This is a genomic window from Sphingopyxis macrogoltabida (assembly GCF_001307295.1).
In the GTDB taxonomy this organism is placed as follows: Bacteria; Pseudomonadota; Alphaproteobacteria; order Sphingomonadales; family Sphingomonadaceae; genus Sphingopyxis; species Sphingopyxis macrogoltabida_B.
The window spans coordinates 1999989-2026317 of sequence record NZ_CP012700.1 but is presented as its reverse complement, the minus strand read 5'-3'; the positions used below and the strand labels follow the sequence as shown (position 1 = coordinate 2026317).

At 64.3% G+C, this 26329-nt stretch carries 31 protein-coding genes and 1 tRNA gene; 23 read left to right on the top strand and 9 right to left on the bottom strand.

All coding sequences use genetic code 11. The features are described from left to right. Positions 1 to 4 precede the first annotated feature (4 nt). The 4 genes from glmS (at position 5) to AN936_RS09580 (ending at position 4795) form a co-directional block, all read left to right on the top strand. Positions 5 to 1828 carry a glutamine--fructose-6-phosphate transaminase (isomerizing) gene (gene glmS / locus AN936_RS09595; protein ID WP_054587953.1) on the top strand — a complete coding sequence of 608 codons (1824 nt, stop codon included), beginning with the start codon at positions 5 to 7 and terminating at the stop codon, positions 1826 to 1828. A gap of 6 nt (positions 1829 to 1834) precedes the next feature. Then, complete coding sequence (locus tag AN936_RS09590) at positions 1835 to 2752, top strand: hypothetical protein (RefSeq protein ID WP_149037638.1); 918 nt, start codon at positions 1835 to 1837, stop codon at positions 2750 to 2752. 36 nt (positions 2753 to 2788) lie between these two features. Beyond that, entirely contained in the window at positions 2789 to 3490 is a 702-nt protein-coding gene (locus AN936_RS09585) for an HAD family hydrolase (protein ID WP_054587951.1), read from the top strand. Between the two features lie 426 nt (positions 3491 to 3916). Continuing rightward, positions 3917 to 4795 (top strand): dienelactone hydrolase family protein, encoded by an 879-nt coding sequence (locus tag AN936_RS09580; protein WP_054587950.1) that lies wholly within the window; start codon positions 3917 to 3919, stop codon positions 4793 to 4795. A 100-nt stretch (positions 4796 to 4895) separates the two neighbouring features. Here the strand turns inward: AN936_RS09580 and AN936_RS09575 are convergent, their stop codons facing one another. After that, positions 4896 to 5363, bottom strand: coding sequence for a DUF411 domain-containing protein (locus AN936_RS09575; protein ID WP_054587949.1), 468 nt, complete (start codon positions 5361 to 5363; stop codon positions 4896 to 4898). Between the two features lie 47 nt (positions 5364 to 5410). Here AN936_RS09575 and AN936_RS09570 point away from each other — a divergent pair, with 47 nt between their 5' ends. Continuing rightward, complete coding sequence (locus AN936_RS09570) at positions 5411 to 5980, top strand: hypothetical protein (RefSeq protein WP_054587948.1); 570 nt, start codon at positions 5411 to 5413, stop codon at positions 5978 to 5980. On the opposite strand, the gene AN936_RS09565 is transcribed toward AN936_RS09570, so the two are convergent. After that, positions 5965 to 6945 carry an aldo/keto reductase gene (locus AN936_RS09565; RefSeq protein ID WP_234715790.1) on the bottom strand — a complete coding sequence of 327 codons (981 nt, stop codon included), beginning with the start codon at positions 6943 to 6945 and terminating at the stop codon, positions 5965 to 5967. The two genes, AN936_RS09570 and AN936_RS09565, sit on opposite strands and share 16 nt — an antisense overlap. Positions 6946 to 7049: 104 nt before the next feature. Next, on the bottom strand, positions 7050 to 7640 hold the full coding sequence (locus tag AN936_RS09560) for a LysE family translocator (protein ID WP_054587946.1): 591 nt from the start codon (positions 7638 to 7640) through the stop codon (positions 7050 to 7052). Between the two features lie 82 nt (positions 7641 to 7722). On the opposite strand from AN936_RS09560, the gene AN936_RS09555 reads away from it, so the two are divergent. The 8 genes from AN936_RS09555 (at position 7723) to queE (ending at position 14465) form a co-directional block, all read left to right on the top strand. Further along, a complete protein-coding gene (locus AN936_RS09555; protein WP_201782978.1) occupies positions 7723 to 8166 on the top strand; it encodes an Lrp/AsnC family transcriptional regulator in 444 nt (147 codons plus the stop codon). 67 nt (positions 8167 to 8233) lie between these two features. Next, positions 8234 to 9220, top strand: a complete 987-nt coding sequence (locus AN936_RS09550) for an LLM class flavin-dependent oxidoreductase (protein ID WP_173585648.1) — start codon at positions 8234 to 8236, stop codon at positions 9218 to 9220. Between the two features lie 115 nt (positions 9221 to 9335). After that, the gene (locus AN936_RS09545) at positions 9336 to 10523 is read left to right on the top strand and encodes an aspartate aminotransferase family protein (protein ID WP_054587943.1); all 1188 of its coding nucleotides are present in this window, start codon (positions 9336 to 9338) and stop codon (positions 10521 to 10523) included. A 28-nt stretch (positions 10524 to 10551) separates the two neighbouring features. Then, complete coding sequence (argF, locus tag AN936_RS09540; RefSeq protein ID WP_054587942.1) at positions 10552 to 11478, top strand: ornithine carbamoyltransferase; 927 nt, start codon at positions 10552 to 10554, stop codon at positions 11476 to 11478. Further along, positions 11475 to 12389 (top strand): Hsp33 family molecular chaperone HslO, encoded by a 915-nt coding sequence (locus AN936_RS09535; RefSeq protein WP_054587941.1) that lies wholly within the window; start codon positions 11475 to 11477, stop codon positions 12387 to 12389. The genes argF and AN936_RS09535 overlap by 4 nt, the downstream gene beginning before the upstream one ends. 168 nt (positions 12390 to 12557) lie before the next feature. Then, a complete protein-coding gene (locus AN936_RS09530; protein ID WP_149037637.1) occupies positions 12558 to 12953 on the top strand; it encodes a DUF3617 domain-containing protein in 396 nt (131 codons plus the stop codon). 193 nt (positions 12954 to 13146) lie between these two features. Beyond that, positions 13147 to 13836, top strand: a complete 690-nt coding sequence (gene queC / locus AN936_RS09525) for a 7-cyano-7-deazaguanine synthase QueC (RefSeq protein WP_054590204.1) — start codon at positions 13147 to 13149, stop codon at positions 13834 to 13836. Further along, entirely contained in the window at positions 13833 to 14465 is a 633-nt protein-coding gene (gene queE, locus AN936_RS09520; RefSeq protein ID WP_054587940.1) for a 7-carboxy-7-deazaguanine synthase, read from the top strand. Before queC ends, queE begins: the two co-directional genes overlap by 4 nt. A gap of 3 nt (positions 14466 to 14468) precedes the next feature. Here the strand turns inward: queE and AN936_RS09515 are convergent, their stop codons facing one another. Further along, positions 14469 to 14810 carry a hypothetical protein gene (locus tag AN936_RS09515; RefSeq protein WP_054587939.1) on the bottom strand — a complete coding sequence of 114 codons (342 nt, stop codon included), beginning with the start codon at positions 14808 to 14810 and terminating at the stop codon, positions 14469 to 14471. Between the two features lie 9 nt (positions 14811 to 14819). Further along, a complete protein-coding gene (gene lipB / locus AN936_RS09510) occupies positions 14820 to 15473 on the bottom strand; it encodes a lipoyl(octanoyl) transferase LipB (protein WP_054590203.1) in 654 nt (217 codons plus the stop codon). 132 nt (positions 15474 to 15605) lie between these two features. Here lipB and AN936_RS09505 point away from each other — a divergent pair, with 132 nt between their 5' ends. Further along, entirely contained in the window at positions 15606 to 16421 is an 816-nt protein-coding gene (locus tag AN936_RS09505) for a hypothetical protein (protein WP_054587938.1), read from the top strand. A gap of 48 nt (positions 16422 to 16469) precedes the next feature. Then, positions 16470 to 17324 carry a glycerophosphoryl diester phosphodiesterase membrane domain-containing protein gene (locus tag AN936_RS09500; protein ID WP_158500073.1) on the top strand — a complete coding sequence of 285 codons (855 nt, stop codon included), beginning with the start codon at positions 16470 to 16472 and terminating at the stop codon, positions 17322 to 17324. A gap of 63 nt (positions 17325 to 17387) precedes the next feature. Here AN936_RS09500 and hemF read toward each other — a convergent pair whose 3' ends face one another. Together hemF and AN936_RS09490 are read right to left on the bottom strand one after the other, a co-directional pair. Then, positions 17388 to 18248 carry an oxygen-dependent coproporphyrinogen oxidase gene (gene hemF / locus AN936_RS09495; protein WP_054587936.1) on the bottom strand — a complete coding sequence of 287 codons (861 nt, stop codon included), beginning with the start codon at positions 18246 to 18248 and terminating at the stop codon, positions 17388 to 17390. Beyond that, positions 18245 to 18703 (bottom strand): tRNA (cytidine(34)-2'-O)-methyltransferase, encoded by a 459-nt coding sequence (locus tag AN936_RS09490; protein ID WP_054587935.1) that lies wholly within the window; start codon positions 18701 to 18703, stop codon positions 18245 to 18247. The genes hemF and AN936_RS09490 overlap by 4 nt, the downstream gene beginning before the upstream one ends. A gap of 222 nt (positions 18704 to 18925) precedes the next feature. Here AN936_RS09490 and petA point away from each other — a divergent pair, with 222 nt between their 5' ends. From petA to AN936_RS09465, 5 genes are all read left to right on the top strand, one after another. After that, on the top strand, positions 18926 to 19483 hold the full coding sequence (petA, locus tag AN936_RS09485; RefSeq protein WP_054587934.1) for a ubiquinol-cytochrome c reductase iron-sulfur subunit: 558 nt from the start codon (positions 18926 to 18928) through the stop codon (positions 19481 to 19483). Between the two features lie 13 nt (positions 19484 to 19496). Further along, positions 19497 to 20777 (top strand): cytochrome b, encoded by a 1281-nt coding sequence (locus AN936_RS09480; RefSeq protein ID WP_054587933.1) that lies wholly within the window; start codon positions 19497 to 19499, stop codon positions 20775 to 20777. Between the two features lie 31 nt (positions 20778 to 20808). Next, complete coding sequence (locus AN936_RS09475) at positions 20809 to 21618, top strand: cytochrome c1 (RefSeq protein ID WP_054587932.1); 810 nt, start codon at positions 20809 to 20811, stop codon at positions 21616 to 21618. Between the two features lie 26 nt (positions 21619 to 21644). Beyond that, complete coding sequence (locus tag AN936_RS09470; RefSeq protein WP_054587931.1) at positions 21645 to 22199, top strand: adenine phosphoribosyltransferase; 555 nt, start codon at positions 21645 to 21647, stop codon at positions 22197 to 22199. Positions 22200 to 22278: 79 nt separating this feature from the next. Beyond that, positions 22279 to 22782 (top strand): nucleotidyltransferase family protein, encoded by a 504-nt coding sequence (locus tag AN936_RS09465; RefSeq protein ID WP_054587930.1) that lies wholly within the window; start codon positions 22279 to 22281, stop codon positions 22780 to 22782. 260 nt (positions 22783 to 23042) lie between these two features. Here AN936_RS09465 and AN936_RS09460 read toward each other — a convergent pair whose 3' ends face one another. Together AN936_RS09460 and AN936_RS09455 are read right to left on the bottom strand one after the other, a co-directional pair. After that, the gene (locus AN936_RS09460) at positions 23043 to 23831 is read right to left on the bottom strand and encodes a DUF1134 domain-containing protein (protein ID WP_054587929.1); all 789 of its coding nucleotides are present in this window, start codon (positions 23829 to 23831) and stop codon (positions 23043 to 23045) included. A 159-nt stretch (positions 23832 to 23990) separates the two neighbouring features. Beyond that, positions 23991 to 24083 (bottom strand) — tRNA-Ser (locus AN936_RS09455). A gap of 275 nt (positions 24084 to 24358) precedes the next feature. On the opposite strand from AN936_RS09455, the gene AN936_RS09450 reads away from it, so the two are divergent. From AN936_RS09450 to AN936_RS09440, 3 genes are all read left to right on the top strand, one after another. After that, entirely contained in the window at positions 24359 to 25063 is a 705-nt protein-coding gene (locus AN936_RS09450) for a glutamine amidotransferase (protein WP_054587928.1), read from the top strand. Positions 25064 to 25149: 86 nt separating this feature from the next. Next, positions 25150 to 25794 carry a PepSY-associated TM helix domain-containing protein gene (locus tag AN936_RS09445; protein WP_054587927.1) on the top strand — a complete coding sequence of 215 codons (645 nt, stop codon included), beginning with the start codon at positions 25150 to 25152 and terminating at the stop codon, positions 25792 to 25794. Positions 25795 to 25806: 12 nt separating this feature from the next. After that, positions 25807 to 26328 (top strand): DUF2271 domain-containing protein, encoded by a 522-nt coding sequence (locus tag AN936_RS09440; RefSeq protein WP_054587926.1) that lies wholly within the window; start codon positions 25807 to 25809, stop codon positions 26326 to 26328. Position 26329 lies beyond the last annotated feature (1 nt).

Sequence of the window (26329 nt, the reverse complement as noted above, 5' to 3'; positions counted from 1 at the left end):
CTACATGTGCGGAATTATCGGAATCATCGGCACAACCCAAGTGGCGGACCGTTTGGTCGATGGCCTGAGGCGCATGGAGTATCGCGGCTATGACTCGGCGGGCGTCTGCACGGTCGAGGGCGGCGAGCTCGTCCGCCGCCGCGCCGAGGGCAAACTTGCCAATCTGGTGAAGGAACTCGCCGGCAATCCCGCCCCCGGCCTCGTCGGCATCGCGCACACGCGCTGGGCGACCCATGGCGCGCCGACGACGAGCAACGCCCACCCGCACGCGACCGCCGACGTCGCGCTGGTCCACAACGGGATCATCGAGAATTTCAAGCCGCTCCGCGAAGCGTTGCAGGCACGCGGGCGCACGTTCGAAAGCGAAACCGATACCGAAGTCGTTGCGCATCTCGTCTCGGAAGAGATCGAGGCCGGCAAGTCGCCCGAGGAAGCGGTGCAGGCGGTGCTGCCGCAGCTTCGGGGCGCTTTCGCGCTCGCCATCGCCTTTCGCAGCCACCCCGACCTCTTGATCGGCGCGCGCCTCGGCTCGCCGCTGGTCGTCGGCTATGGTGACGGCGAAACCTATCTCGGCTCCGATGCGCTCGCGCTCGCCCCGCTGACGCAGCAGATCGCCTATCTCGAGGAAGGCGACTGGGTCGTCATCACCCGCGACGGCGCGCGCATTTTCGACGAGAACAACAACCCGGTCGAGCGCGAGATCACGACCAGCGGCGTCAGCGCCGCGACGATCGAGAAGGGCAATTACCGCCACTTCATGCAAAAGGAGATTTTCGAGCAGCCGACGGTGGTCGCGCAGACGCTCTCCTCCTACATCCGTCCGCTCGAACAGACGGTCGCGCTGCCGCAGATGGATTTCGACCTCAGCAAGATCGACCGCATCACCATCGTCGCCTGCGGCACCAGCTTCTACGCCGGCATGGTCGCCAAATATTGGTTCGAAACCTTCGCGCGCGTCCCCGTCGACATCGATGTCGCGTCCGAATTCCGCTACCGCGACCCGGTGCTCCAGCCCGGCGGGCTCGCGCTCTTCATCTCGCAGTCGGGCGAGACCGCCGACACGCTCGCGGCGCTGCGCCACTGCAAGGCGAACGGGCAGACGATCGCGGTCGTCGTCAACGTGCCGACCAGCAGCATGGCGCGCGAAGCCGACCTGCTGCTGCCGACGCACGCCGGCCCCGAGATCGGCGTCGCCTCGACCAAGGCCTTCACCTGCCAGCTCGCGGTGCTCGCGGCGCTCGCCGCGCACCTTGCCCTCAAGAAGGGCAAGCTCACCGAGGCCGACGAGCGTGAGATCGTCCGCCACCTGATCGAGGCGCCCGCCGCGCTCAATGCCGCGCTCCAGCATGACGAGGATATCGCGGCGATGGCGCATCTCGTCGCCCCGGCGCGCGACGTCCTCTACCTCGGCCGCGGCCCTGACTATCCGCTGGCGCTCGAAGGCGCGCTGAAGCTCAAGGAAATCAGCTACATCCACGCCGAAGGTTACGCCTCGGGCGAAATGAAGCACGGCCCCATCGCGCTGATCGACGAAGCGGTGCCGGTGATCGTGCTCGCCCCCTCGGGCCCGCTGTTCGAAAAGACCGTCAGCAACATGCAGGAAGTCCGCGCCCGCGGCGGCAAGGTCGTCCTGATCAGCGACGCCGAAGGCCTCGCCGAAGCCGGCGACGGCTGCATGGCGACGATCGAGATGCCCAAAGTCCACCCGCTGATCGCGCCGCTGGTCTATGCGGTGCCGGTGCAACTCCTAGCCTATCATGTGGCGGTGGCGAAGGGCACCGACGTCGACCAGCCGCGAAACTTGGCGAAAAGCGTTACGGTGGAGTAACCACCAGTGTCAAACTTCTTTGGCAACTTGCGCAGTATGTTCTCCGCAGGCCAAATGCCGCAAAATCTGGATGTCGGTGATGCGCCAACTGTAGGCTACGTTTATTCGTTTCTCACGTCGCCTTTCTCAGAGTTCGCAGCTCCGGAGACAGGGCGTTATGCAGCATTCAAAATAATTGGCACCAGCACGGACAAGCTCGTTGTTGCAGTATATGACGGAATTTGGACATTACCCCCGTCGTTGGCAGAATTTCGCAAAGCAAAAATATTAAAGGAGTATAGGTTCGCACATACCGGTCGCGAAGCGATTTTCGGTACGTTGTTACAATGGTGGAGCATCAACGAGTTCAAAGAGTTGCGGATAATCGGTATCGATCGACCGACCAACCACGAATTGATGGAAGCGGAGAAAAACTTCGCCCACGCCGTTGGGTCGAGAACGGCATCTCCACGCTTTGTAAACTATGCTGCTGAAGGCGAATGGCGTTGGCACAACGAACGCGAAAACTTCGAGCGAGAGGCGGAGTTGAAGAAAGCCAAAAATGAGGCTGAAGCGAAGGCGAAGGAAGAGCGCTACAAAAATCGACTGTCAAAGCTGACTTGGGATCAACTTCTCGAAGAAAAGCCGTTTGAGAATTGGATGCCGTCACCCCCCTATCCACCCGCTGAGTTCGCCGATGCAGCTCGATCAAAAATCTACGAAGTTTGCAGGGAGTTGAAGGCGATCGGGCCAAGGCCCCGCAAGGCCGACGTGCGGCGGATACTCAAGGGCTGCGTGGCGTGGTTCAACCTAGCCGATGAAAGGGCGGGAGGGGTCATCGAGACCGAAGAGCGAGAAGACATCTGCTTGCTTCTTGAAGAGATCGCTTTCGTTGCTCGGCATCCGGGTTTGAGTGAAGAGGTCGATGAATGGCGCGACTGGTGATTTTCTTGAGACGCTGTCGTCTCTTCATGTAGTACTATGTTATTGAAGGAAATATTCCCTATCTCTACGGCCCCCGCCGCCATCATCTTCGACTTCGACGGCGTCATCGCCGACAGCGAGGTACGCGCAAACCTGTCGCTGTCCGAAAGCCTGACTGCGGCGGGCATGCCGACGACCTACGACGAATGCCTGCGCGACTATTACGGGCATAACTGGCAGGAGACGCAGCGGCGGATCGAGGCGCGTTTCGGCCGCGCGCTGCCCGCCGATTTTCGCGAGACGCATCGGACCCGCGCGCGGGCGCGCTTCATGGAGGGGTTCGACGCGGTCCCCGGGGCGCCGGCCTTTCTCGACACGCTGGGGGAGTTGCCGCGCGCGATCGCTTCGTCGAGCCGCGCCGAATATATCGGCTGGGCGCTCGGCCTGTTCGGGCTCGATCGTCATTTCGGCGGGCATGTGTACAGCGCCGACGGCTGGGATCGCGGCAAACCCTTTCCCGATATCTATCTCGCCGCCGCCAGGGGACTCGGCGTCGATCCCGCGACCTGCCTGGCGATCGAGGATTCGCCGACCGGGGCCATGGCCGCGATTGCGGCGGGGATGACCGTCGTCGGCTTCTGCGGCGCGGGCCATATCGCCGACCGCGCGGCGCATGGCGAAATGCTGCGTGGGGTCGGGGTGCATCATGTGGCGCATAGCTTCGACGAGATTGCACTGGCGCCGCCGATATCGAACTGATCCTCCCTGTCGCGTAGCGATGGGGAGGGGGACCGTCCGCGAAGCGGATGGTGGAGGGGCCGCAACGCTGCGCAATGGCCCCTCCGTCAGCGCTTCGCGCTGCCACCTCCCCATGGCTGCGCCACAGGGAGGAAAAAACGCTGTCCTAAAAAAGATCGCCATATTAGCCTGCGGCGGTGCGAGGCGCTGACCGGTTTGCCCGCGTAACCGAAAGGCCAATCGCGAATGAAGTTACGCAGTTTTCTGTCGTTTTTGGCACACGGCATTTGCTGCGCCCCGGCGAGAGCCGGGGTCCAGACCTGTGATGGACCCTTCGCCGCACGGCCTCCGGCTTGCGCCCCGGGGAACACAACGCCCCTGATATGAATCGCGCGTAAAGTTACGCAGTTTTCCGCCACTTTCTCGAATCCCCCAAGGAGAGACATCATGTGTACCGAAGCCACCGAAGCCGATCTCGACCGCGCCGGAATGCCCGTCGGGCGACGCAGCTTCACCGCGCTTGCCGGCGCGTGTGCGCTCGCGACGATGCTCCCGGTGCAGGCGATGGCGGGCAAGCCGGTGAAGGGCCGCGACGTCACGATCGCGACCGACGACGGGACCGCCGACGCCTATTTCGTCGCGCCCGCCGAGGGCAAGCATCCCGGCGTGCTGGTGTGGCCAGACATCCGGGGTTTACGTCCGGCCTTCCGCCAGATGGCCGACCGCCTGGCCGCAGAGGGCTATGCGGTGCTGACCGTCAACCCCTTCTACCGCTGGCAGAAGTCGCCCGTCGTCGATGCGGCGAACGATTTCAACGTGCCCGCGGTGCGCGAGAAACTCTTCGGTTATCTGAAACAGCTCACCCGGGCACCGGTGGAGGTCGATGCAAAGGCGCATCTCGCGTTTCTCGATGCGCAGCCGGAGGTCGATACGAAGCGCCGGATCGGCACCACCGGCTATTGCATGGGCGGCGCGATGACGATTTACACAGCCGCGCTCAGCCCGAACCGCGTCGGCGCCGCGGCGAGTTTTCACGGCGGCGGCGTCGCCACCGACAAGCCCGACAGTCCGCACTTGCTGATCGGCGATACCAACGCGGGCTATCTGTTCGCGATCGCCGACAATGACGACAAGGAAACGCCGAACGAGAAGGTCTTGCTGAAGGAAGTGCTCGCGCCGTCGCCGCACTGGCACGAGGTCGAAGTTTATGAAGGTGCGATGCACGGCTGGTGCCCGCCCGACGGCCGCGCCTATAACGAAGCCGCTGCCGAAAAGGCGTGGGGCCGGATGCTCGAGCTGTTCAAGGCCGAGTTAAAGCCTGTCTAGCTTTCCGTTCGTGTCGAGCGAAGTCGAGACACCGAAGGCGTGCACGACCGAGGGGCATCTCGACTTCGCTCGATGCGAACGGATACGAAAATGTCGCCGCTCAGTGCGCGTGGGCGCCGCCGCTTGCGGCATAGCTCGCATAGACGCGCTGGCCGGCGGGGCCAAAGGTCATGACCTTATAGGCTTCGCGGTGATCGCCATGCTCCATGCCGGGCGACCCCATCGGCATCCCGCCGACCGCAAGACCCTTGACGCCCTTGGGCTTCTCGCGGAGCAGGCGGGCGATCTCCTTGGCGGGAACATGGCCCTCGATCACATAGCCGCCGACGAGCACGGTGTGGCAGCTACGCAGGGCCTGCGGCACGCCCTGCTTGTCCTTCACCGCGGTCATGTCCCGCGAGTTGATGATCACCGCCTTCTTGCCGAACGATGCCTGCACCTGTTCCAGCCATTTCAGGCAGCAACCGCAGCCGGCGTCGCGGAACATCGTCGGATTGGCGGCATGCGCGGTGCCGATTACGGCGGAGAATGCGGCGAGGGCGTAAAACGCGCGGCGGACAGAGGTCATCGCAAATCCTTTTGGCAGAGGGTGCGGCGAGCCTATAGGGGGGACACGTGAAAGTCCATTTCATCCGTTCGGGCGAACGCCGCTACAGCATGCGTATCGAGCGCGGCGCCGGCCCGGCGCTCGTCATGGATCCGGCGCCCGGTTTCGATCCCGACCTGCCGCATGACATGGTCCATTTCGTCGTCGAGGCTGCGCTCGGCCTGAAAAACGGCGTGTTCGGTCAGATCGCGGCGGGTGGCGATGCCGGGTCGTTCCATGTCGAGGCTGGCGGGGAGCTGTCGGCGAAGGAACGCCAGCGTGCGGCGCGCAAACAGGTCGCCAAGGGCGCGAAGCTGGTGAGGGCGCAGGGGCGCGAGGGCGAATTGTCCGAACTCGCCGCTTTCCTGTTCGACGTCGACTGGCGGAGCGCCACCCGGCCCGACAGCGCCGCACAGCGCGCCGCGCGCGGCGAGGCCGACCGGACGCGCGCATCGCTGAGCGCCGACGAGCGCGCCCGGCTGGACGCCGCTAGGCCGCAGGTGTTCGGTGCGTTCGACCGGCTCGCAAAGGCATGGCGGGCGCTCCGCCCCGGCGAAGCGCTCGTCCTCGAATGGCCGGGCCTTCACCCCATCGGGTAGAGGATGTCCCGGCTTACCTTGTGCAGCGCCTTCATCACATCGTCGTCGAGCACCAGTTCCATCGCATCGAGGATCGGCTGGACCTGATCGTCGGCGCTGACCCCGACGATCGTCGAGGCGACGAAGTCGTGCTGTTTCGACCAAGCCGTCGCCATCGTCACCGGGTGCAGTCCGGCGTCGGCGGCGATCTTGAGGTAACGTTCGGTTGCGGCGAGGCTCCGTTCGTTGACGAACCGCCGCCCCATCGCCGCTTGCCGGCCTTCCATCTTCAGGTAGCGCGAAAAACGGGCGCCTTCGGGCGTCGCGCCGCCCTGATATTTGCCCGACAGCACCCCGCCCGCGAGCGGCGAATAGGGGATCAGGCTGACTCCCTCCTGCCGGCAAACCTGCGCCAGCTCGTCCTCGAAACGGCGGTTGTTGAGGCTGAAATTATTCTGGATCGTGTGATAGCGCGCGACGCCGAGCTTTTCCGAGGCCGCGAGCGATTTCATCAGCCCCCAGCTCGTCTCGTTCGAGCAGCCGAGGATGCGGACTTTGCCGACGCGGACGAGTTCGTCGAGCGCATCCATCATCTCGTCATAGGGCGCATCATGGTCGGGCCAATGCGTCTGGTACAGGTCGACATAGTCGGTCTGGAGGCGGGTCAGGCTGTCATCGATCGCCTGGAAGATGTTCTTGCGGTCGAGCGCGGTCATTCCGCCGCGGCACGGCGACTTGAACCAGACATGGCTCGGTCCCGAAACCTTGGTTGCCATGATGATCGCGTCGCGCGGCTTGGTCTTCATCCAGCGGCCGACGATCTCCTCGGTGCGGCCTACCCATTTGGTGTCAGGCGGCACGGGATAGCCCTCGGCAGTGTCGTAGAAGTTGATCCCGGCGTCGAAACAGCGGTCGAGGACGCGAAACGCTTCCGCTTCGTCGGTCTGGCTGCCGAAGGTCATCGTCCCCATGCAGATGTCGGACACATGGATGGCACTTTTTCCGAGGCGGCGGCTCTGCATGGCTCTGTTCTCCGGTCAGGGGAAGGGAGCGCCGTGCATAGGTTGCGTCTCGCAACCTTGCAATCGGGTCAGATCAGCAGCACGAGCGATCCGACGAGCAGCGCCGCCATCGTCCAGTTGAAGGCCCTGAGCCGTACCGGGCTCGACAGCCAGCCGCGCAGCGCGGTGCCCATCACCGCCCACAGGCTGGTCGACGGCAGGTTGACGAGACCGAAGACGATCGCAACGAGCAGCACCGCGGCGAGATTGCGGTCGGGCGCGTAGAGCGCGATCGCGGTCAGCGCCATCGACCAGGCCTTGGGGTTGACCCACTGGAACAGCATCGCCTGCACGAAGGTCATCGGCCTGCCGCGGGCGCCGCTTTCGGTGTCGGGTGCGGCGGCGTGGGCGATCTTCCACGCCAGCCACAGGAGATAGGCGACGCTCACCACCTTGAGCACGAGGTTCAGCACCGGGAACAGGTCGAACAGGCCCATCAGCCCGATCCCGACGAGGACGATCATCAGCGTGAAGCCGATCCCGACGCCGAGGGCGTGCGGCACGGTGCGGCGCAGGCCAAAATTGGCGCCCGACGCCATCAGCATCATATTGTTCGGCCCCGGCGTGATCGACGAGACGAGCGCGAAGGCGGAAAGCGCGGCGAGGGTGGTCTGTTCCATGCGCACAACATAATGCGTTTCATAACGCGATGGATTGCAAAGATCGGCGGCGATGGTCTAGAATATGCAATCAATGACTAGGATGGATGACATAGGCCGCAAGATATTGCACGAGCTATCGTTCGATGGGCGAATCTCGAACCTCGAACTCGCCGAGCGGGTCGGGCTTTCGCCTTCGGCGTGCCTGCGCCGCGTTCAGGAACTCGAACGCAGCGGTGTCATAACCGGCTATCGCGCGCAGATCGACCCCGCGAAGCGCGGTCTCTCGTTCATCGCCTATGTCGCCGTCGGACTGTCGTCGCATACGAAGAAGTCGCAGGTCGGTTTCGAGGCGGCGATGGCGACCGCGCCCGAAGTGCGCGAATGCCACAATGTCACCGGCACGATCGAATATCTGCTTCGTGTCGAGACCGAGGATCTGGCGGCGTACAAGCATTTCCACACCGAGGTGCTTGGGGTGCTGCCGCAGGTGCATTCGATCACCACCTATGTGCTGATGGGCTCGCCCAAGGACGAGCGGGCATAGTTTTTCTTCGTCATGCTCGCGCAGCGCTGCGGTTGAACCCGCTGCCCCGCCACCGCATATCAGTTTCATGACGAAACTCTCCTTCCTCGATCTCGTGCCCGTCACCGACACCGGTTCGATCGCCCAGTCGCTCGCCAACGCCGCCGATCTCGCCCGTCATGCCGAGGCGCTCGGTTACGAACGCTATTGGGTCGCCGAACATCACGGGATGGCGGGGATCGCCAGTGCTGCGACGTCGGTCGTGCTCGCGCATATCGGGCAGGCGACCTCGACGATCCGCATCGGCGCGGGCGGCATCATGCTGCCGAACCATGCGCCGATGGTGATCGCCGAGCAGTTCGGGACATTGGAGGCGCTGTTTCCGGGCCGGGTCGATCTCGGGCTCGGGCGCGCGCCGGGGTCGGACGGCATTGTCGCGAGGGCGCTCCGCCGCAATCTCGCGAGCGACGAGCGGCAGTTTCCGCAGGACGTCGTCGAGCTCCAGGCCTTTCTGGCGGGTGACGAGCAACTCGGCATTCGCGCCGTGCCCGGGGAGGGGACGAACGTTCCGCTCTGGATATTGGGATCGAGCCTGTTCGGCGCGCAGCTCGCGGCGATGCTCGGGCTACCCTATGCCTTCGCCAGCCATTTCGCGCCCGACGCGCTCGACGAAGCGCTCGACATCTATCGCCGCAACTTCAAGCCCTCGGCACAATTGTCCGAGCCTTATACCGCGGCGGCGTTCAATGTCTTTGCCGCCGACACCCGCGAGGAAGCCGAACTGCTTGCCTCGTCGCAGCAACAGGCCTTCGTCGCATTGCGCACCGGCAATCCGGGCAAGATGAAACCGCCGCTTGCGGGCTATAAGGACAGCCTGCCGCCGAATGCGCGCGCGATCCTCGACCATGTCTTGCAATGTTCGGCGGTCGGAACCGCCGACGACGTTGCTGCGGGGCTCAAGGCCTTCGTCGAACGCACGGGCGTCGATGAAGTGATCGTCGCGTCGTCAATGTACGATCCCGAAGCGCGCAAGCATTCGCTGACGCTGACGATGGAGGCCGGCAAGTCGCTCTGAACCCGTCGCGCCCCGCGTGTTGACGCGGCTCCGGCTGCGGCAGTATAGGGGCGGTCCGACCAAGGGCGGCCCGTTTTGGGGTCGCCTTTTTACTTTTGACTGAAAGGTGAAGCCCATGACGATCACGCCGCTGATGCCCGTATACCCCCGGTGCGGTGTGCGTCCGGTGCGTGGCGAGGGCGCTTATCTGATCGGCGAGCGCGACGAGCGTTATCTTGACTTTGCGAGCGGCATCGCGGTCAACCTGCTCGGTCATGGCCATCCGCACCTGACGAAAGCGATCCAGGATCAGGCGGCGACGCTGATGCACGTCTCGAACCTCTACGGCAGCCCGCAGGGCGAGGCCTATGCCGCGCGGCTGGTCGAGAACACTTTTGCCGACACGGTCTTCCTGACCAATTCGGGCGCCGAGGCGGTCGAATGTGCGATCAAGACGGCGCGCGCCTATCATTCGAGCGGGGACAATCCGCAGAAGCACACGCTGATCACCTTCAACAATGCCTTCCACGGCCGCACGCTCGGGACGATCTCGGCGACCAATCAGGAGAAGCTGCGCAAGGGTTTCGATCCGCTGCTGCCCGGCTTCGCTTATGCGCCGTTCGACGACATCAACGCCGCGCTCGATCTGGTCGACGACAATACGGGGGGCTTCCTTGTCGAACCGATCCAGGGCGAGGGCGGCATTCGCCCGGCGTCGCAGCCGTTCCTGCAGGCGCTGCGCGACGTCTGCGACCAGCGCGACCTGATGCTCGTCTTCGACGAAGTCCAGTGCGGCGTCGCGCGGACCGGCCATCTCTATGCCTATGAACATTATGGCGTCACCCCCGATATCATGGCGAGCGCCAAGGGTATCGGCGGCGGCTTCCCGATGGGCGCGTGCCTCGCGACCGAGAAAGCGGCGCGCGGCATGGTCATCGGCACGCACGGGTCGACCTATGGCGGCAACCCGCTCGCCTGCGCGGCGGGGCAGGCGGTACTCGACGTCGTGCTCGAGGACGGTTTCCTCGATCAGGTGAAGGCGACCGGCGAACGGCTGCGCGGTGCGCTCGAGCAGCTCATTCCGAACCACGACCAGCTCTTCGACAGCGTCCGCGGCGTCGGCCTGATGCTCGGCCTCAAGCTCAATTCGGACAGCCGCGCCTTCGTCGCGCATCTGCGCGACAACCACGGGCTGCTCACCGTCGCGGCGGGGGAGAATGTCGTCCGCGTGCTGCCGCCGCTCAACATCGACGACAGCCATATCGCTGAATTCATCGAGAAACTGTCGGCGGGCGCGGCGAGCTATACGCCGCCCGAGTCCTGATGTTTTCCGTTCCTGCAGAACGGAGGGCGTGATGCGGAATTTCCTGAACCTGTCCGACGCGGGCGGGGACGCGGTCGCGGCGATGCTTGCCGACGCGATCGATCGCAAGGCGGCGCGCGCGGGCTGGCCCAAGGCGAAAGCCGATGCCGATGCCCCGCTCGCCGGGCATGTGCTGGCGATGGTGTTCGAGAAGAATTCGACGCGCACCCGCGCGTCGTTCGACATCGCGATCCGCCAGCTTGGCGGCGCGTCGATGATCATGGATGCGGGCGTGACCCAGCTCGGCCGCGGCGAGACGATCGCCGACACGGCGCGCGTCCTGTCGCGCTATGCCGATGCGATCATGATCCGCACCGACCATCATGAAAAGGCCGAGGAACTCGCCGAATATGCGAGCGTCCCGGTGATCAACGGGCTGACCGACCTGTCGCACCCGTGCCAGATCGTCGCCGATCTGCTGACGATCGTCGAAAACGGCAAGTCGCTCCCCGGCCTTGAACTCGCCTGGCTCGGCGACGGCAACAATGTGCTCGCTTCGCTGATCGAGGCGGCCGGACTGTTCGGCTTTCATATCCGCGCCGGCGTCCCGCAGGGCTATGATCCCGATGCGACGTTCGTCGAGGCGGCGCGCGCAAAGGGCAGCCGCATCGACATCGTGCGCAACGCACGCGAAGCGGCGGCCGGCGCTGACCTCGTCGTCACCGACACCTGGGTGTCGATGGGACAGGATCATGCGCATAACAAGCTCGCGGCGATGGCGCCCTATCAGGTCGACGAGCGGCTGATGGCCGCGGCGAAGGATGACGCGATCTTCCTCCACTGCCTTCCCGCGCATCGCGGCGAAGAAGTGGTCGACGCGGTGATGGACGGCCCGCAATCGCGCATCTGGGACGAAGCCGAAAACCGCGTCCACGCGCAGAAGTCGATCCTGCTCTGGGCACTCGGCAAGCTATGAGCGAAACGATCGAAACCTGGTTCGACCAGCCGTTGGTCTTCACCATCGCCGCGCGGCATGTCCGCGGCCGGTTCGTGCGGCTCGGCCCCGTGCTCAACACGATCATGGCGGCGCACAGCTATCCGCCGGTCGCCGAAAAGCTACTCGCCGAAGCGCTCGTCCTGACCGTGTTGCTCGGCTCGACGCTCAAGACCGAAGGCGGGCAGATGACGTTGCAGGCGCAGACCGGCGGCGGGCCGGTCGAACTGCTCGTCTGCGATTATCGCGGCGGCGAGCTGCGCGGCTATCTGAAGTTCGATGCCGAACGGCTGGCCGAAGTGGGTTCGGACCCGACGCTGTTCGCGCTGTTCGGCGAGGGCTTCCTTGCGATCACCTTCGACCAGGAGGCGACCGGCGAGCGCTATCAGGGCATCGTTCCGCTCGAGGGCGCGTCGATCGGCGCCGCGGCCGAGCATTATTTCGAGCAGTCGGAGCAGATTTCGAGTTTGATCAAGCTCGCCGCGCGCCACGACGCCGAGGCGGGCTGCGTCGCCGGCGGGATGCTGCTCCAGCACCTTCCCGAGGGCGAGGTGGGGCGCGACCGCCTGCACGTCCGCCACGACCTTCCCGAGTGGGAGCATGCGAAGACGATCGGTGCGACCTTGAAGGACGAGGAATTGACCGATCCGGCGACCTCGCTCGAAACGCTCGCCTGGCGGCTGTTTCACGAGGACGAGGTGCGGATCGAGCCCGGCGTTGCGGTATCGCGCGGCTGCCGGTGCAGCCCCGATTATTTCGCCGGCGTGCTCGCACAATTTCCCGAGACCGAGCGGCAGGACATGGCCGACGAGCAAGGGAAGATCGTCGTCGACTGCGCCTTTTGCTCGCGCATCTTCCCGATCGCGCTCGACGACATCGCGTCGCGTTCCTGAGCCGCCGGGCGACATTTCGTCGCAAATCGAGACGGCGAAACGAGGCAATCCAGCGCCAAACGGTTGAAATCCTGTCGAGGTATCGCTACCTTGTGTCAAACGGGGTCGCAATTTCGCCCGTGCCGGGCGGCCAGTGGATAGGTGGAAATGGCGATCTTGGCTCCCTTCATGCGATGGTCTGTGGCGGCATTTGCCTTTGCCGGTGCGAGCACCGTCCCCGCGCAAGCGCCATCGCTGGCGATGCTCGACCGGCTCGAAAAGGGCAGCTGGCAGCTTCGCGAACGCGGCAAACCCGATGTGGTGAAAACCTTCTGCCTCGGTGACGCGCGGCGGATGATCCAGATCTACCACCCGCGCTCGGGCTGCTCGCGCTATGTCATCGAGGATGTGCCCAATTCGGTGACGGTCCATTACACCTGCCCCGGCGCCGGGCACGGCCGCACCAGCATTCGCGCCGAAACCAACCGGCTGGTCCAGATCGACACGCAGGGCATTGCCGAAGGCCGGCCCTTCTCGCAGGCGATCGAGGCGCGGCGGGTGGGGGCTTGCACCGCGGCGAACTGACCGCCGGTTTCGTAACGCGATGTTAACCATCGGCGATTAGCTTCGGAATCACGACGCACCGATGTGTGTCCTTCTCCCTAACGGCTTCTTGCCGACTTGGGCCGTATAGCGAGAGCCGTGCGGCCCTTTCTTTTGGGAAGCGCTCGCCGAGCCGCCCCTTGCGCCGCCTTTGGCGCAGGCGTATCGGGCGCCGATGCAGAATCTTGCCGAAAGAACGCTGATCGTCCTGCTCTCGGGCGGACTGGACTCGATGGTTTGTGCTGGGCTGGCGCGCGAAGCCGGGGCGCGCATCGTCGCGCTGACGATCGATTATAACCAACGCCACCGCGTCGAGCTTGAGTCCGCGGCGCGCATCGCCGACCATGTCGGTGCGGCGGAGCATATCGTGCTGCCGCTCGACCTGCGCCGCTTCGGGGGCTCGGCGCTGACCGCCGACATCGACGTGCCCAAGGACGGAGTGGGGGACGAGGTTCCCGTCACCTACGTCCCCGCGCGCAACCTCATTTTCCTGTCGCTGACGCTCGGGCTTGCCGAAGCGCGGCAGGCGCAGGATATCGTCATCGGGGTCAACGCGCTCGACTATTCGGGCTACCCCGATTGCCGCCCTGAATTCATCGCCGGATTTCAGGATCTCGCGCGGCTTGCGACGCGCGACGGCGACAAGGGCATCGATTTCCACATCCACGCCCCGCTCCAGCATATGACCAAGGCCGACATCGCGGCCGAGGCGGCGCGGCTGGGAATGGACGCTGGGATGAGCTGGTCCTGCTACGATCCTACCCCCGATCATCTCCATTGCGGCCTGTGCGACAGTTGCCGCCTGCGCAGCAAGGGCTTCGCCGACGCGGGGCTGCCCGACCCGACCCGCTACGCCGGAGCATGACCTACGCGGTCAAAGAGATTTTCCTCACGCTGCAGGGGGAGGGCGCGCAGGCCGGCCGGCGCGCGGTCTTCTGCCGCTTTGCCGGGTGCAACCTATGGACCGGCCGCGAACAGGACCGGGCGAAGGCGGTCTGCAAATTCTGCGATACCGATTTCGTCGGTACCGACGGCACCCTCGGCGGCAAATATCGCGACGCCAAGACGCTTGCCGCGGTGATTGCGGAAAGCTGGGGTGAGGCGTCGGCGGATCGCTATGTCGTGCTCACCGGCGGCGAACCGATGCTGCAGGTTGACGACGCCCTGATCGACGCGCTTCATGCTCAGGGCTTCACGATCGCGATCGAAAGCAACGGCACGCTGCCGGTGCCCCGCAGCATCGACTGGATCTGCATCAGCCCCAAGGCGGGCAGCGAACTGGTGCAGCGAAGCGGCGACGAACTCAAACTGGTCTGGCCGCAGCCGGGCAGCGATGTCGACATGCTGGCGTCGCTCGATTTCGCGCACCGGCTGATCCAGCCGCTCGACGATCCGCACGCCGCCGACAATGTCCGGCGCTGCATCGATCTGGTGATGGCCGATCCGCGCTGGCGCCTGTCGCTCCAGACGCACAAAAGCCTCGGGCTGCGCTGAGCGCTATTCGCTCTTCTTCGCGGCGGGTTCGGCGGCAGCGGCCTTCTTGACCGCGGACACGGCAACGGCGTCGGGATTTTCGCTACCGCTGCTCGTTTCGTCGTCAGCCTCTTCCTTGTTCGCTTCGGACTTCGCCGCCGGCTTTGCGGTGCCGTCGTCGGGGACGCTGTTGTCGACCGCCGTTCCGTCGGTCGCCGCATCGTCGAGGATGATCATCGAATCGCTGATCGTTCCCGGCTGCACCTCGACCGCGTCGAGCTTGGCGGTCGATTTGCCCGCATTGTCGCCGCCGCCGCAGGCGGCAAGCGAGATAAGCAGGAGCGAGGGGAGGAGGATGCGGGTCATGCGCCGTTCCTAATCTTTTGGCCGAAGCTTGTCGAGAAAGGCGGGCAGGCTTGCCGCCAGCGCCGCATCGACGTCGGCGAACGACGTCTGTTTGCCGAGCGCGGCGAGGCTGGTGACGGGAAACTCGGCGATGCCGCACGGCACGATGCCGCCGAAATGCGACAGGTCGGGCGCCACGTTGAGCGAAAAGCCGTGCATCGTCACCCAGCGTTTCACGCGCACGCCGATCGCGCCGATCTTTGCCTCGCGGCCGTGCGGGTCGTCGGTCCAGATGCCGATCCGGCCCTCGGCGCGGCGGGATTCGACCCCCAGCAAGGCGAGCGTGTCGATCACCCAGCCTTCGAGCGCCGACACATAGGCGCGCACGTCGCGCCCGCGCCGGCTGAGGTCGAGCTGGACATAGCCGACGCGCTGTCCCGGTCCGTGATAGGTGTAACGTCCGCCGCGGCCGGCATCATAGACCGGAAATCGCGGGTCGAGCAGTTCGGCGGGATCGGCGCTGGTCCCGGCGGTATAGAGCGGCGGATGCTCAAGCAGCCAGATACGCTCGCCCGCTTCGCCCGCATGGATCGCCGCGGCGCGCGTTTCCATGTCGGCGAGCGCGGTTTCGTAATCGGTATGGCCGGGCGAGACGATCCATTCGGGGGGCGGGGGCGGCGTCATTTCGCGCGCTTCCTGCCCCGATGCGGCGCGCGGCGCAAGGGGCGGACGAACGATCGGCGACAAGGCTGGACAGACAGAGCGAAGATTGTCAGTCTCGCCGCGTTCAGGAACATAAAAAACAACGGGGTATCAATGGCAAAATTCGACATGGGCGCGGCGTGGGAAGACAGCATGACGCTGCTCAAATCGCACAGTGCGCTGACCGGCACCATTGCCGCGGTGTTTTTGTTCCTGCCGACGCTGGCGGTCAGCTGGTTCGGTCCCACGCCGATCGAACCCGCTGCCGGGGCGACATTCGATCAGATGATGACGACTTTTCGCGAAAGTGCGCGGCAGGCGGTGCCGTACCAGTTGCTCGTCGCGGTGATCGCGGCCATCGGCGGGATCGGTATCCTTCGCCTGTGGTTGTCGCGGTCGAGCGTCAGCGTCGGCGATGCGCTGACCTTCGCATTCAAGATGATCCCGACGATGATCGCCGTGCAATTCCTCATGGGCCTCGCGATCGCCCTGATCGCGGTGGCGCTTATCGTCCCCGGCGCCGCGATCGGCGGCGCGCCGGGCATGCTGCTGCTGTTCGTCGGCCTGATCGCGTTCGCTGCGCTTTGCGCCTATCTGTGGGGGCGGGTGGCGGTGGTGTCGCCTCTGATCGCCGACCGTGTCCAATATAATCCAGCGGCGGCGCTGCAGGAAAGCTGGGCGCTGACGCGCGACAATGGCTGGCGAATCTTTCTGTTTCTGTTTCTTGTCACGCTTGTCCTTTTCATCGGGGCGATGATCGTCGGCCTTATCATTGGGGTCGTCGCGGGGACCGGCGAGGGCGTCGGCCGGATAATGACCGGGTTCGCCGAAGCCGGCTTCGCTGCGATCAGCGGCATCGTGACGTTGGCGATCAGCGCGGCGACCTATCGCCAGCTGACCATTGGCGCGGACGGCGGTGTGTTCGCATAAATTCGAGGTACGATATCGGGAGTGTCAGGAAAAAGGGGGAGAATGACCATGAACAGGATTAGCATCAGTCAAGCATGGTCCTATGCAACAAGCTTCTTTGCCGGGCAGGGCGCCAATCACGCAATCGCCCTGATTGGTATGGGAATATTTGTCCCAATGATCATGCAGTTTGTCATTGGCGGCGGTGCGGCGATGGCCGATCCCATGGCATTCGCCGCGGGCGGCGGGTTTGCGGCGATGGGCGCGCTCGCAATTCTGCTCAGCTTGGTCAGTTACATCCTTCAGACGGGCAGTTATTTCGCTTCGTGGCGGCTCGGACTGACGAACGGCGCTGAACCGCTCAGTTCCGCGTTGGGTTTCGGACTCATTGCGGCACTTCCTACGCTGCTGCTCGCCATTGTATTCGTTCTCGCGCTCGTGCTGATCGGCTTTGTGTTGTTTGGTGGTGCGATGGCCCCGATGATGATGGGCGGCCAGCCGAGCCAAGCCTTATCGGCGGGAACCGGAATGCTCCTGTTGTTACTTATACCGTTGTTTTTCCTGTTCCTGGTGTGGCTCGCTGCGCGCTTCTGCTGCACCGGACCGGTGATGGCGGATCAGCGGACGTTCAATGTTCTGACTGGTCTGGGAGAATCCTGGCGGATAACCGCCGCATCGCAATGGAAGATCTTTGGTTATTTCATCCTTATCGGCATTGCGCTCTTTATCATCTTCATGCTTCTGGCAATGATCGTCGGGGTATCGATGTTCGCTGGCGGCGGCGTACCCAGCGAAGGGTCGATGATTGGAGTCATCGTCGGCATGTTGTTGCTCAGCATCCCGATGGCCTATCTGCAGGTCGGCGTTCCCGCGGGCATCTATCGTGCGCTGGGGGGGCGTAGCGAATCCGACGTCTTTGCCTGAGCCATTGCAGCTTCGATTAAAATTAGAGGGGGCGCTCCGGCAACGGGGCGCCCTTTCGCTATCTCAGCTCCATTTGGCGAGCGGGGGCAGGCTCATCAGGATGGCGTCGATATTGCCGCCGGTCTTGAGCCCGAACAGCGTCCCCCGGTCATAGACGAGGTTGAATTCGGCATAGCGGCCGCGCCAGACGAGTTGTTCGTCGCGCTCGGCCTCGGTGAAGCCCTGCCCCATCCGGCGGCGGACGATCTGGGGAAATATGTCGAGGAAGGCCTCGCCGACCGCTTGCGTCAGCTGGAAGTTGCGGTCGAACTCGGCGTCGTCGCCGCATTCGAGATGGTCGTAGAAGATGCCGCCGACGCCGCGGTGGACGCCGCGGTGCGGGATATAGAAATAATCTTCGGCCCATTTGGCATAGCGCTCATAAACCTCGGGGCCGAAGGGCGTGCACGCGGCGCGCAGCCGTGCGTGAAAGGCGTCGGTGTCCTCGGCATAGGGAATCGGCGGATTGAGATCCGCACCGCCGCCGAACCAGCGTTTGGTCGTCACAAGGAAGCGCGTGTTCATATGCACCGCGGGGACATGCGGGTTCGCCATATGCGCGACTAGGCTGATCCCGGTCGCGAAAAAGCTCGGGTCTTCGCCCGCGCCATGAATCGAAGCGGCGAAGTCCGGCGCGAACTGCCCGCCGACGGTCGAAACATTGACCCCGACCTTCTCGAATACCTTGCCGGTCATTACCCCGCGCACACCGCCGCCGCCCTCGCCGGGCGCGATTCCTTCGGCTTCGCGATCCCACGGCGTGTAGTCGAAGCGCGCGTCGCTGCCGGCTTCGCGTTCGATCGTCTCGAATTCGGCGCAAATCCGGTCGCGAAGCGATTCGAACCAGCGACGCGCCGCCTGCTGCTGGGGATCGAGCGAAATCATGACGGAAAGCCTTTCGTCTGTCTGAGAGCTTCGGCGAGCGCGATGCCAGCCGCCACCGCGACATTCAAGGAGCGAAAGCCCGCCCGCATCGGAATCGCGACCCGCGCGTCCGCCGCATCGTGGACATGTGGCGGCACCCCCGACGATTCCGAGCCGAGCAGCAGGATATCGCCGGCTGTGAAGGAAAAGCCGGGCAGGGGAGTCGCGCCGCCCGTCGTCAACAGGACCAGGCGGAGCCCGGCATCGGCGCTCCACGCCTGAAACCCCGTCCAATCGGCGTGGCGCCTGACGTTGGCGCGCGTCGCATAATCCATCCCCGCGCGCTTCAACGCAGCGTCGGAAAAGGGGAAGCCGCATGGCTCTATGATATGCGCCGGCACGTCGAAGCAGGCGGCGGTGCGCAGCGTCGTGCCGACATTACCCGCAATATCCGGCTGAAACAGGGCGATTTCCATGGTCACGCCATAACCGCGGCGGTTCGCGGAATCGAGTGGCTTCGCCGCCGCATCGCTGCACAGTGACGGAAGCGGAAATTGCCTGTTGGCAAGCCCCGGATGTGCGGCTATCAGGCCCGCAATTCCCGGAGGGGCCGCCGGGGCGCGCCATTTCGTGCGTGCGTGGCAGGGCGGCTCACCTTCCGGGAAATATTGTCGTTTCACCCATGCAAGGGCAGTCGAATGGCCAGTGAATCCGAACTCAACGCCGGCATCGAAGATGGCGTGCGGCGCCGGGACTTTATCAATATCGCGGCAGTGAGTTTCGCGGGTGTCGGTGCGGCGGCGGTTGTTTTGCCGCTCGTCAACCAGATGAACCCCTCGGCCGACGTGCTCGCGCTGTCGACGACCGAGATCGATATTTCGGCGATCCAGCCCGGACAGGCGATCAAAACGAGCTGGCGCAAGCAGCCGGTGTTCGTCCGCAACCTCGTTGCCAAGGAAATCGCCGAGGCCAAGGCCGTGCCGCTCGGCGACCTGCGCGACCCGCAGACGATCGACGAACGCACCAAGCCCGGCAAGGAAAACTGGCTGATCACGCTGGGCGTCTGCACCCACCTGGGTTGCGTGCCGCTCGGTGCTGCCGAGGGCGAGAACAAGGGCGATTTCGGCGGCTATTTCTGCCCGTGCCACGGTTCGCACTACGACACCGCGGCGCGCATCCGGAAGGGCCCGGCACCCAAGAATCTGGTTGTGCCGCCCTATGAATTCACCAGCGACACCGTCGTGACGATCGGCTGAGGAGCGAGATAAGATGAGCTTTCCCTGGGCCAAGAATTATGAACCGCAGCAGCCGCTGATGAAGTGGCTGGACGAGAAGCTGCCGCTGCCGCGCCTCGTCTACAACGCGATCGGCGCCGGCTATCCCGTGCCGCGCAACCTCAACTATTTCTGGAACTTCGGCGTTCTCGCCGGTGCGGCGCTGGCGATCCAGATCATCACCGGCATTGTGCTGGCGATGCATTACGCCGCCAATGCGGCGGTCGCCTTCAATTCGGTCGAGCATATCATGCGCGACGTGAACGCCGGCTGGTTCATCCGCTACGCGCATATGAACGGCGCGAGCATGTTCTTTATCGTCGTCTATCTCCACATTTTCCGCGGCCTTTATTACGGTTCGTACAAGGCGCCGCGCGAAATGGTGTGGCTGCTCGGCGTCGTGATCTTCCTCCTCATGATGGCGACCGCCTTCATGGGCTATGTGCTGCCGTGGGGCCAGATGAGCTTCTGGGGTGCGCAGGTGATCACCGGCTTCTTCTCGGCGATTCCGCTGGTTGGCGAGCCGGTGCGCGAATGGCTGTTGGGCGGCTTCGTCCCCGATAATGCCACGCTCAACCGCTTCTTCTCGCTGCACTATCTGCTGCCGTTCGTGATCCTGGGTGTCGTCATCCTGCACATCTGGGCGCTGCACATCCCGGGTTCGAACAACCCGACCGGTATCGAGGTAAAGGACGAACAGGACACGGTTCCCTTTCATCCTTACTACACCGCGAAGGACGGCTTCGGGCTCGGCATCTTCCTGTTGATCTTCGTCGCGCTGACCTTCTTCAGCCCGAACACGCTGGGTCATGCCGACAACTATATCCCGGCCAACTCGCTTTCGACCCCGGCGCACATCGTGCCCGAATGGTACTTCCTGCCCTTCTACGCGATCCTGAAGGCGTTCACCTTCAACTTCCTGTGGATCGACGCGAAGCTGTGGGGCGTCATCGCGATGTTCGCATCGATCGCGCTGCTGTTCTTCCTGCCCTGGCTCGACAGCTCGCCGGTGAAGTCGTCGACCTATCGTCCGCTGTATCGCTGGTTCTTCTGGGTCCTCGTCGCCGACGTCCTGCTGCTGGGCTGGTGCGGCATGCAGCCGGCGGAACAGCCGTGGGTCATCCTCAGCCAGATCGGCGCGATCTACTACTTCGCCCACTTCTTGATCATTCTGCCGATCGTGTCGCGGATCGAACGTCCGCTGCCGATGCCGAATTCGATCACCGAGGCGGTTCTCGCCAAGCATGCCGACAAATCGTCGGCGGCCACGGCCTGAGCGCCGGACTTTAATAGGAGCTGATAAAGCCATGGTTCGCCCGCTCGGTTTTCTCGTCGGTCTTGGTTTCATCACGGCGCTGGTGCTCGCGATCTTCACGACGCCGCTGTCCAATGAGCCGAATGTCGCGCACGAGTTCCACAAGCATCCCAAGCATCTGAAGCTCGCCAGCGACGGCTTGCTCCCGCATTGGGACAAGCAGCAGCTCCAGCGCGGGATGCAGGTGTACAAGGAAGTCTGCTCGGCCTGTCACAGCCTGCACCTCGTCGCGTTCCGCGATATCGGCGATCTCGGCTATACCGAAGGCCAGGTGAAGACCTTCGCCAAGGGCTTCCAGGTGCCGTCGATCAACCCCGACACGGGCGAGCCGGCGACGCGCGACGGCCTGCCGTCGGATTATTTCCCGTCGCCCTATGCGAACGAGACGGCTGCCCGCGCGGCGAACAACAATGCGCTGCCGCCCGACCTGTCGCTGATCACCAAGGCGCGCGAAGGCGGCAAGGACTATGTCTATTCGCTGCTTACCGGGTTCCAGAACCCGCCGAAGAACCTGCCGGCCGAGCTGAAGCCGGGCACGGGGCTCCACTACAACCCCTATTTCGCGAACCTCAACCTCGCGATGGCACCGCCGCTTGCGGACGGTCAGGTGACCTATGCCGACGGGACCAAGGCGACGGTCGACCAGATGTCGAAGGACGTCACCGCGTTCCTCGTCTGGACCGCCGAACCGAAGCTGGTGAAGCGCGTGCAGGTGGGCTGGGCCGCCTTCATCTTCCTGCTGATCTTCAGCGGGCTGACCTATCTGTCGTACCGGAACATCTGGGCCGACAAGAAGCATTGAGGACAGAAGGGAGGGCGGCCAGTTCGATGATCGCCCTCCCGCCTCGACCGGACCTCGACCTCGCGTCGCTCGTCCGCACCATCCCGGACTTTCCCAAGCCGGGCATCCAGTTTCGCGATATCACGACGCTGATCGGCGACGCCGCCGGTTTCAGCGAGACCGTGCGGCGCCTGTGCGCGCTCGCCGCCGTCCATCGCCCCGACTTCATTGTTGCTGTCGAGGCGCGCGGCTTCCTGTTCGGCGCCGCGATGGCCACCGCGATGGGGCTGGGCGTCGTCCCGGTGCGCAAGGCCGGCAAGCTGCCCGGCGTGACGATCGGCGTCGATTACGAACTCGAATATGGCGTCGACCGGCTCGAATTGCACGAGGGCGCCGTCCTGCCGGGGCATCGCGTCGTGCTTGTCGACGACCTGCTCGCGACGGGCGGCACGATCCTCGCGACCGCGGCACTGATGCGCAACGCCGGCGCGGAGGTTGCGGCGGCGCTGTTCGTCATCGACCTTCCCGATCTCGGCGGTTCGCGGCGGCTCGCCGATGCGGGGCTGGCTTGCGAGACATTGATCGCCTTCGACGGCGACTGATCGGAGCGTGAGCGGGGAAGGCGCGCGCCTCGAGCAGCGTGCCCTTCTTGAAAAACTCCTGGCGGGCGACCCTTTGCGGATGAGGGCATTGGCGGCGGTCGCTGAATTAAAGCTGCCCGATTGCTGGATCGGGGCCGGCTTCGTTCGCGATGCCGTCTGGGACGATCGGCATGGCCAATCGCCAATGCCGCCGTCTGGCGACGTCGACGTTTTGTGGTTCGCGCCCGACGTCACGGATAAGGAGGCCGATCGCGATATCGAGCGGCAGCTTCGATCCTCGATGCCGGATTTGCTCTGGTCGGTCAAAAATCAGGCGCGAATGCATCGGCATAATGGCGATGCGCCCTATCATTCGGTCGCCGATGCCATGACGCATTGGCCCGAAACGGCGACGGCGGTCGCGGCGCGCCTTGCCGGTGGTCGGGTGGAAATCAGCGCGCCGCTTGGGCTCGACGATCTCTTTGCCTTGCGGGTGCGGCCGACCGCAGCCTTTCGTTCGGAGAAGCGTAGCATTTTCGACGAACGCATCGCGTCGAAGCGCTGGATTGAGCGCTATCCGTTGCTGATCATCCTCGACGAATAGGCGAGGTTGAGGGAATGGGACGCGATCGGCCAGAAGCTGCCGTATCTAGCGTGTACCCCGGCGAAGGCCGGGGTCCAGGGCGTAATCACGTGGCGCTTGCTCTCCAACGCTCTGGACCCCGGCCTTCGCCGGGGTACACAGTGGCTGACCGAACGTCCGCTCCCCACTGCAAAGCAGACTTCTTTCGTTGCGGCTCACAGCCCCAAAGAAAAAGCCCGCGCCGAAGCGCGGGCTTCGCCCCCTTGGCAAATGCGTCGGGTTTAGAACGGTACCCAGCTCTGCTTCTTGCGGAATTTCATATAGCCGACGTTGGCGCCGAGGCGTGCGCCGACGCCGACGCGGATCGGGATCAGCACGATGTCGCCGCTGCGCAGATAGGAGGCGTTAAAGCCGCCGATCAGATAGGCGGCGCCTTCGCCGGCCGGGAAGCGCTTATAGAGATCTTCGCTGTCGAAGAGATTGTAGACGAGGACGAAGGTGTTGCCGGCGTTGGCGCCCGCGTCGAAACCGATCGACGGCCCCGTCCAATAGGCCGGACGTTCGCCTTCGACCTTGTGATAGAGCGTGCCCGAACCGTAGCGGACGCCGAGGACAAGCGCGCCGCTGGCCTCGCGGCCGACGATATAGGCGTTGGGCTCGCCCTGCTTTTTCAAGATATCTTCGATCATGCTCGCGAGACCCTGCGCGCCCTTGCCGAACACACCCTCGGCGGCGCCGATCAGGTCGTCTTCCTTATAGGTCGTGGACGGGTCGGCATTCGTTGCCGCCGCTTCGGGATTGGTTGCGACGGTGGGTACGGTGTCGGGCGCCGGGGCCGTCTGCTGGTCGCCGGTCGCAAGATCGCTGTTGATGTCGCTGTCCGGCGCGCTGTCATAGCCGGTCGATGTATCGGCGGGGGGTGGCGGCGTCGGATTGGGATTGTCGAGATCCGAATCGATCGCGGTGTTCGGATCGACCTGGGTCATTTGCGCCGCTGCCGGAATCGGCGAGGCGGCCAGCCCGATCGCGGCGAGGGCCGTGACGGCAAAGGCGGCGAACTTGTTACGCATATTATCCCCCAATCGGTCGGCGCGCCGTGGCGCCACGCGGATTAACCATGACTCGCTCTTTGAATCGCGGGCAATGAATGGGCGATGACTTGAGTCGATTTTGCGTCAGGCCGCATCATTTTGGCCACAGGCCGCATGGCGAAGGCAAAATGAAGAAGGTGGCGGAGACGGAGGGATTCGAACCCTCGGTACCGGATTTACCAGTACGACGGTTTAGCAAACCGTTGGTTTCAGCCACTCACCCACGTCTCCGCATGGTCTACCGCGCTAACGGCAGTCTGGCCTAGGCGGGTCGCTATAGCCATGCCTCTCGCGCCCCGCAACGCCAAACATTGCCCTTGCGGTGCGAAATGGAATCCTTTGGTGGAGGCAGGGAAGCTCGACGCGAGATCAAGCTGAGCTATGCCCCACAGCATTATCTCTACTAAATGAGTAGAGTGACAAGAGCAGGGCGTTCTGGCTAGATTGGTGCCGGCCGGAGAAGCCCGGCCAAACATCATTCATCGAACTTCCTGTATCGACCCGCCATGACCCAGACCAAGCAAGGCCTTATCATCCGCCATGTGCCGCACGAGGGGATCGCGGGGTATCGCGATCCGGTCGAGGCGGCGGGTTATGCGCTCGACCGGATCGATGTCGGCGACGCGGCGTTCGACGGGATCGACCTCTGCGAGCCCGAACTGCTGATCATGATGGGCGGCCCGATGGGCGTGTACGAACAGGACAGCTATCCATGGATCGCGTGCCAGCTCCGCATGCTCGCGCGCCGCATCGAGGCGGGTTTGCCGACGCTCGGCGTCTGCTTCGGCGCGCAGATGATCGCCGCCGCAATGGGCGCGCGCGTCTATGCCGGGCCGGTCAAGGAGGTCGGCTTTCATCCGCTAAGCTTCGTCGATCCCGCGTCGCCGCTCGGCGAACTCGCGGATGTTCCCCTCCTCCACTGGCATGGCGACACGTTCGACTTGCCGCCCGATGTCGAGTTGCTGGCGTCGTCAAAGGCCTATCGCCACCAGGCCTTTCGCCGCGGGCCCAATATATTGGCGCTGCAATTCCATGCCGAAATGGGCCTCGACCCGCGGTTCGACGAATGGATGCGGCAATGGCCCGAAGCCGCCGTCGAGGCCGGGAGCACCGCAGAAGCGCTCGACCGCGATCACCGGCTGCATGGCCCCGCCGCTGTCGCTGCGGGCCGGCGGATGATCGCGCAGTGGCTTTCCGGGCTTCGGCACTGAAAGTCCGCGAAAAAGCTGCAATAGATATTGTAATTGAGAATCGTTCTCGATAATGGCCGGATAGTCTCTCCGCCCAGAAATCATCGATGCACGCACCGACAACCTCGCGACCGGCAACTAAAAAGAGCCGGAAGGCCTTTTGGCTGAAACAGCTCCACATGTGGCACTGGATGAGCTCGGCCATCAGCCTGATCGGGCTGTTGCTGTTCGCGATTACCGGCTTCACGCTCAACCACGCCGCCGACATCGAAGCGTCGCCGGTGGTCACCGAAAAGGCGGGGCAATTGCCGCCGCCGCTGCTGCGCCAGCTCGCGTCGGCCGATCCCGCTGATGGCAAGGCGCCGCTGCCGAAACCGGTCGCCGCATGGGTCGAGGATAATTTTCCGGTGCGCGCGTCGGCGGAGGCCGAATGGTCGGCCGATGAAGTCTATCTGCCCGCGCCGCGGCCCGGTGGCGACGCGTGGGTCGCGATCGACCGCGCGAGTGGGGCGGTGACGAGCGAGATCACTAGCCGCGGCTGGATTTCCTATCTCAACGACCTCCACAAGGGCCGCAATTCGGGCGGCGCATGGAGCCTGTTCATCGATATCTTCGCGGGCGCCTGCCTGATCTTCGCGATCACCGGCCTGTTCCTGCTCTGGCTGCATTCGGCCAAGCGCAAAAGCACCTGGCCGCTCGTCGGCGCCGGGATCGCGATCCCGGCAGCGATCGCCGTCATTTTTATTCACTAGGAGATTGTCGCCGTGCCGCTGCCCTACCGTATCGTCCTGTCCGTCGGCGCCAGCGCGACGCTTGCCGTGCCCGCGCTCGCTGCCGATCCGGGCACCATGGACGTCACCATCGCTATCCCGCGACTGAAGGTCGCCGAATATCACAAACCCTATGTCGCGATCTGGGTCGAAAAGGCGGGCGCGAAGGCGAAGACGGTCGCGGTCTGGTACGACCATGACATGAAGGCGAACGAGGGCACCAAATGGCTGCGCGACGTTCGCCAGTGGTGGCGCGCATCGGGACGGTCGATGAGCTTCCCGGCCAATGGCATCACGGGCGCGACGCGGGCGCCGGGAACGCACAAAATCTCTTTCACGCGGGCGCAGCTCGGCGCGCAGGCGGCGGGTCAGTACACGCTGGTCATCGAAGCGGCGCGCGAGGTCGGTGGCCGCGAATTGCTCCGCGTTCCCTTCACCTGGCCGGCGAAGGCCGGGGCGGGCGGACGCGCCGCAGGAACGACAGAATTGGGGGGCGTTTCGGTCGCTTTCCGCTGAA